This is a genomic window from Eubacterium sp. MSJ-13 (assembly GCF_018918235.1).
Classification (GTDB): Bacteria; Bacillota; Clostridia; order Lachnospirales; family Lachnospiraceae; genus Butyribacter.
This window is the reverse complement of sequence record NZ_JAHLQE010000055.1, coordinates 1-5334: the sequence shown is the minus strand read 5'-3', so window position 1 is coordinate 5334 and position 5334 is coordinate 1. Positions and strand designations below refer to the sequence as shown.

General features: G+C 36.2%; 7 protein-coding genes. 2 read left to right on the top strand and 5 right to left on the bottom strand.

Annotated elements, in window-relative coordinates; translation table 11 throughout:
• The first annotated feature begins 241 nt into the window (after positions 1-241).
• Entirely contained in the window at positions 242-586 is a 345-nt protein-coding gene (locus KQI69_RS03500) for a PadR family transcriptional regulator (RefSeq protein WP_216563902.1), read from the top strand.
• A 478-nt stretch (positions 587-1064) separates the two neighbouring features.
• Positions 1065-1628: a MerR family transcriptional regulator gene (locus KQI69_RS03495; protein ID WP_216563901.1), complete on the top strand. Its 564-nt coding sequence runs from the start codon at positions 1065-1067 to the stop codon at positions 1626-1628.
• Between the two features lie 122 nt (positions 1629-1750).
• Here KQI69_RS03495 and rpsR read toward each other — a convergent pair whose 3' ends face one another.
• The 5 genes from rpsR to KQI69_RS03470 form a co-directional block, all read right to left on the bottom strand.
• Entirely contained in the window at positions 1751-2011 is a 261-nt protein-coding gene (rpsR, locus tag KQI69_RS03490; protein WP_022225044.1) for a 30S ribosomal protein S18, read from the bottom strand.
• A 42-nt stretch (positions 2012-2053) separates the two neighbouring features.
• Positions 2054-2518, bottom strand: coding sequence for a single-stranded DNA-binding protein (locus tag KQI69_RS03485; protein ID WP_216563900.1), 465 nt, complete (start codon positions 2516-2518; stop codon positions 2054-2056).
• A gap of 20 nt (positions 2519-2538) precedes the next feature.
• On the bottom strand, positions 2539-2826 hold the full coding sequence (gene rpsF, locus KQI69_RS03480) for a 30S ribosomal protein S6 (RefSeq protein ID WP_216563899.1): 288 nt from the start codon (positions 2824-2826) through the stop codon (positions 2539-2541).
• Between the two features lie 156 nt (positions 2827-2982).
• Positions 2983-3186, bottom strand: coding sequence for a DUF951 domain-containing protein (locus KQI69_RS03475; RefSeq protein WP_216563898.1), 204 nt, complete (start codon positions 3184-3186; stop codon positions 2983-2985).
• Positions 3187-3188: 2 nt separating this feature from the next.
• On the bottom strand, positions 3189-5255 hold the full coding sequence (locus tag KQI69_RS03470) for an ABC transporter substrate-binding protein (RefSeq protein WP_216563897.1): 2067 nt from the start codon (positions 5253-5255) through the stop codon (positions 3189-3191).
• Positions 5256-5334: the final 79 nt, after the last annotated feature.

The window sequence follows — 5334 nt, the reverse complement described above, 5'->3', positions numbered from 1 at the left end:
CTATCGAAAGTGCAGGCTTGTTCAATGTATCAATTATTAATTATTCGTTGTACTAGTTATATCATCATAAAAAAATAATTGCGCAACTGCCATTATTAATTATTCTGGAAATAGCTTAAACAAATTACTATTATCACCTGTTCTAAACTGGAATATATACTAAATAAACCAAAAAATTGATTTTTACAACATCATATATTATACTTTTAATATTATAACCTTAAAAGTCGGAGCAAATAATATGGCAGCAAAAAATACACTTACGACCGGCATTGCCGAGTTGTTGATTTTATCTATTTTAAACGAAAAAGATAGTTACGGATATGAAATCGTTAAGATCATCACTGAAAATTCTGATGGTCTTATTTCTCTGTCTTACAATACAACCTACGCAGCTACATGCAAGATGATAGAAAATGGTCTGATAAGTGAAAAAAATGTAAAGGTTGGCAAAAAGCGTACAAGAATATATTTTCACTTGGAAGATAAAGGGCGTGAGTACTATACAAAATTGTATGAGTCTTACAGGAATATGTCACTTGGCGTAGATAAGATTTTTAGCAGTTTGAGAAAGGTTTCAATATAATTCTTCAGAATTTCCTGACTTACATTACCAATAGAACTTATGAAATATTCGCAAACAAAGATTAAATGATTTTATATTTAAGCAAAAAAAGAATCGCCTGGAGAAGCGATTCTTAAAGGAGAAGGTATGAAAAAAATTTAAGCACTTATCAAATGATTCCGTTTCATTTGATGGTTATATATTACCTAACTATTGTGAATATGTAATGTTGTTTTTGTTAATAGTTTGTGAACATCAACATAACATTTTATTACATGCTAATTTTTTCGTCTATTTAACAGTTGTTTTTGTTTATTTTATTTCATATTCCATTTTTTCAGTTCTTCATTTCTCAAATACAAAAGTTATATAGAACTGTAATCTCAACAAATTTTACATTTATTAAAAAAATACTTGCTTATTCCCTAAGGGTATATGTTATTTTTAGTACAGATACAGAAAATAACAACTCAATATTATGTAGAAATGAGGGATTATCATGAAAATTAAAGAATTAGCAAAGTTACTTAATGTCAGTCAGAAAACAATACGCTACTATGAAGATTGCGGATTTATCACCCCGCCCACCCAAAATAAATCAGGAAGGATTTTCAGAGACTATGATGAAACATCAGTAACACGTTTAAAAACAATCATCGGTCTTCGCAAACTTCGTTTTTCTATTGATGAAATACATGAATTATTTGCTGAGCCTGAAAAACTGGCTGAAATCTGCAATACACACAGAAACAATCTTGAGCGTGAGATTGGTGTTATGACTCAGATATGCAAACTTCTTGATGATGTCGATTATAGCCATGTAAATGATGCAAAAGAGCTGACTGAACAGGTTGAAAAGTTCCGTCAGGAAACTATAATAGATGACTACTTTACTGACTACGATCTCAGCACTTTTGATGAACCTTTTACCGATTATGACTTGCGTAAACAAAAGAATGATGAACATAAAGAATATGCAAAATTAGTTGCATCGAGCTACTATTTTGCACATCCTAAGGTAAAAAGCAACTTACAGGGTGGTTCTATAGGAATCCCAAGGTAAAAATGAACAAGACCTCTTTATCAACTAAGCAACTCTTGTTTGTCTTTACATTCAAATTTTCAATATAAAAAACCACCCTGACAAACGCTCGTCAGGGTGGTCATATTGAAAACAGAATTTAATTAGTCTGTTGTATATGGCATAATTGCAACGTGTCTTGCACGCTTGATTGCAACTGTTAAAGCTCTCTGATGTTTAGCACAGTTTCCTGTGATTCTTCTAGGAAGAATCTTTCCTCTTTCAGAGACATATCTCTTTAACTTGTTTACATCTTTATAATCAATTACATCATGCTCTTTATCTGCACAGAAAGCACAAACCTTTTTTCTTCTACGCATAGGTCTTCTTCTTGCACCTTCTCTATCGCTCTTATTGTAAGCCATGTCGAAATCCTCCTTAATTTTTCAGTAATGTTTAATCAAACATTAACACTTAAATGGTAATTCCTCTTCGATGGCATCTGGAATATTCATAAATCCATCACCTGCTGCCTGAGTAGGTTCAGGTCTTGTCGGTGCTGCTGCACCTGCCTGCTGATAACCAGCACCTACATTCTCTGAAGCGGCCGCCTTGCTCTCAGCAAATTCCTGTTCTTCTACAACAACATCTGTCGTATAAACACGATTACCATCTTTGTTCGTGTAGCTGCCTGTCTGAATACGGCCTGTTGCTACAATCTTTGTACCCTGATGAAGATATCTTTCAGCAAACTCTGCTCCTCTGCCAAATACTACGCAGTTGATAAAATCTGCTGTCTGCTCATCACCCTGGCGTCTAAATCTACGATCTACTGCAAGTGTATATCTTGCAACGGCTGTCTGATTCTCTCCCGCAGAATATCTAATCTCAGGATCTCTTGTCAGACGTCCCATTAAAATAACCTTATTCATGAAGGAAACACCTTCCTTTCTTATGCTTCCTGTCTAACGCATAAGTATCTGAGAACATTATCCATAATGCGAACTGCCTGCTCAAGCTGTGCAGGAACATCTGCTTCTGCATCAAACTGGATGAAGTAGTAGAATCCTTCTTTCATATGCTGAATTTCGTAAGCAAGTTTCTTCTTGCCCCATTCCTCAACATTTGTAATGTTACCGCCGAATTTTGTGACATACTCTTTAGCCTTCTCGACAGTAGCTGCTCTTGCATCGTCCTCGATCTTTGCATTGACAACTAATGCTAATTCATATTTGTTCATAGCTGTCTGTACCTCCTTTTGGTCTCTGGCTCTCCTCATGACTCCGACTTTGCGTGATAATCTCAAAATCGATGTGTTTCAACACACTTTGTCCTAACAGAAAAGAGCAAGGAAAAATTAACATATCACAGTTTCTTATCATATCACAGTTTTCTGTCATATGCAAGCACTTTTTTTCACAAAACCTCTAAAACCTTTCTCAACCTGCTTTCTAGGCAGCATGACCTGATGGTCACACCCCGTACATCGAAGCCTTATATCCATTCCGACTCTTTTTATCTCCCACGCATTAGCACCACATGGGTGAGCTTTTTTCATCTTTATAATGTCACCAATCTTAAAATCAACCTTATCTGCCATTTCTACTCCTTCATCTCTACATTCTGAATCTCATTTATCCAGTCATAGTATGTTGTCGCATCTTTTGTCATTGTGTCTGTCTTTATTCTTGATGCACTGAACAATGTCGCTTTCTGCTTCTGACAGATTGGTACTTCAACAGCCTGCTCAAGTATCGTGTTAAATACTTTTTTGTATGTTTTCTTTTTTCTGCCTGCTCTCACTGTCGCATCGGTCTTTTTAAGATAAGCCGAAAACATCGGCATTTCCATTCCAAACATACTCTGTGCTGACACATATTTTCTGCTCAGTCCAAATCCATATGAGGTGTCTGTCTGTGCACACCACAACTGTGCTTTTTTAATGTTCTTCTTAGATGTCATCTGTTTTTCTGATACAGAAACTATTTTAAGTTCAAGTCCAATATCACCAAGCAGGTCTGATGCTCTTTTTATCATAGGGTAAAGCATGTTCTTTCTTCCATTTTCTAACATTACATGGTATACCTTTGAGGCTTTTCGAGGCACTTTTTTTATAACTCCGTTATCGTCAAAAACATAGCCTGCCTTTTGGAGATATTTTCTCGCACCGTCTTTTACCGCTATATTTCTCTCCTCATCGCTCATATCATCGCTATATATCTCGCCCCCATCTACCGCATCACTGTAGGCTCTGTTGTAATCTTTATCTTCACTGTTAGGTGAGAGCCATGATTCAGATGTATAAGGATAGTTTATTATCTTCACCCTGCCTGAAAGTTCTTCCTCAAGATTTATCCTCTGCGCACTTATCACGGCTGCTATCGCTGTTCTGAGTGCCTTTGATTCTTCTGAACCTCCGTCTGCTCCAACGCTTACATTTTTCGCATTGATACCCACATAACTGAATTTTTTTTCAGTAGTAAAGCGTGTACTGATCTGATTTCCTGACAATTTGCCGTTTGAATTTGCTTTTGCTATCCATTCGAGGTCATCACCTGTTATGTTTTTTGACATAACATCTACTGTACCTTCAACAACTTCTGTCACTTCGGCAACATGATTAAGTGTTTCTTCATTATCATCACTATCAGTCTTTTCTTCATTATCTTTCTGAACATCAGTACCTTGTGCTTCCGCTTCATTTTCCTGTTTTATATTCTCCTCAACACGTTTTTTTGCTTTTCTTATAATATCGTGCATTTCCTTTATCTGAACAAATGCCGTCTTAGGGCATCCGTTAAAATAAAGTTCATTATACGTGTAATAAACTATCTTTTTTTCATATTTTACATATCTGTAGGGTCCTGCTCCCATCGGTGATTTCTTGTTTGCGCAAACTGATGATATATCACCCTTTTTAAACCCAAAATGACCTTTTCTGTAATTATATTTCTGTTCATTTCCGTAATAATGCAACGGGCATATAGGTATCTGAAGTGCATTTATCGTGTCGTCACTATAACCGTTTATTACAAGTGTAATGTTGTATTTTCCGGTTTTTCTGATGCCCGATATCCTCTTTACTTTCTTTTTCTTTCTATATTTTGCAAGTCCTTCTATCTTTTGTCTGCCAAGTTTTACATCACCCCTATATGAACTGTCACAAAATGCGTACATTGAAAATATAACATCATCTGCTGTTACTTTTTCACCGTCACTAAAAAGCAGCCCATCGTCCAGTTTTATCTTATAATATGTTTTATTTTTCTTTTCATTATACTGAACAGATATATCTGACGGTCCGTAATAGGTATATCCGTTTCCCTTATATGTCCTTACCTCCCCCTCGATTCCCTTGTAGACAGGCTTGCCTGCCCTGTCATTTGCAACAAGGTATGCCTGCGTAAGTCTGACAACTTCCTTATCTCCTGCACTTTTTGCCGTAAACGGATTGAAATTTTTGTTTAATCTGTCACAGCCTATGATTATAGGCGAATCAGCCTGTCCATCACCTTTTCCTGTTGCCTCCGCATTTCCTTTTTCAACTGAGACTGTCACTTTCGGTTTTGGTTTTGGTTCTTTTTTTATCTTTTTTCCGCATCCTGTCAATCCCAAAACCATAGAAAAGCATAATAACACACTTAGAAAGTGTCTTGTTTTGTTTCTCATCTTTTACCTCCAAAAAACAGGTTCAAGCGGATATTCGCAATCCGCTTTGCTACTTGCTCATAACACTATTAGCTGCTAT

Bases quoted from the DNA above. Each gene is read 5' to 3' on its own strand.
- KQI69_RS03500 (WP_216563902.1), top strand. From the start codon at position 242: ATGGCAGCAAAAAATACACTTACGACCGGCATTGCCGAGTTGTTGATT.
- KQI69_RS03495 (WP_216563901.1), top strand. From the start codon at position 1,065: ATGAAAATTAAAGAATTAGCAAAGTTACTTAATGTCAGTCAGAAAACA.
- rpsR (WP_022225044.1), bottom strand. From the start codon at position 2,011: ATGGCTTACAATAAGAGCGATAGAGAAGGTGCAAGAAGAAGACCTATG.
- KQI69_RS03485 (WP_216563900.1), bottom strand. From the start codon at position 2,518: ATGAATAAGGTTATTTTAATGGGACGTCTGACAAGAGATCCTGAGATT.
- rpsF (WP_216563899.1), bottom strand. From the start codon at position 2,826: ATGAACAAATATGAATTAGCATTAGTTGTCAATGCAAAGATCGAGGAC.
- KQI69_RS03475 (WP_216563898.1), bottom strand. From the start codon at position 3,186: ATGGCAGATAAGGTTGATTTTAAGATTGGTGACATTATAAAGATGAAA.
- KQI69_RS03470 (WP_216563897.1), bottom strand. From the start codon at position 5,255: ATGAGAAACAAAACAAGACACTTTCTAAGTGTGTTATTATGCTTTTCT.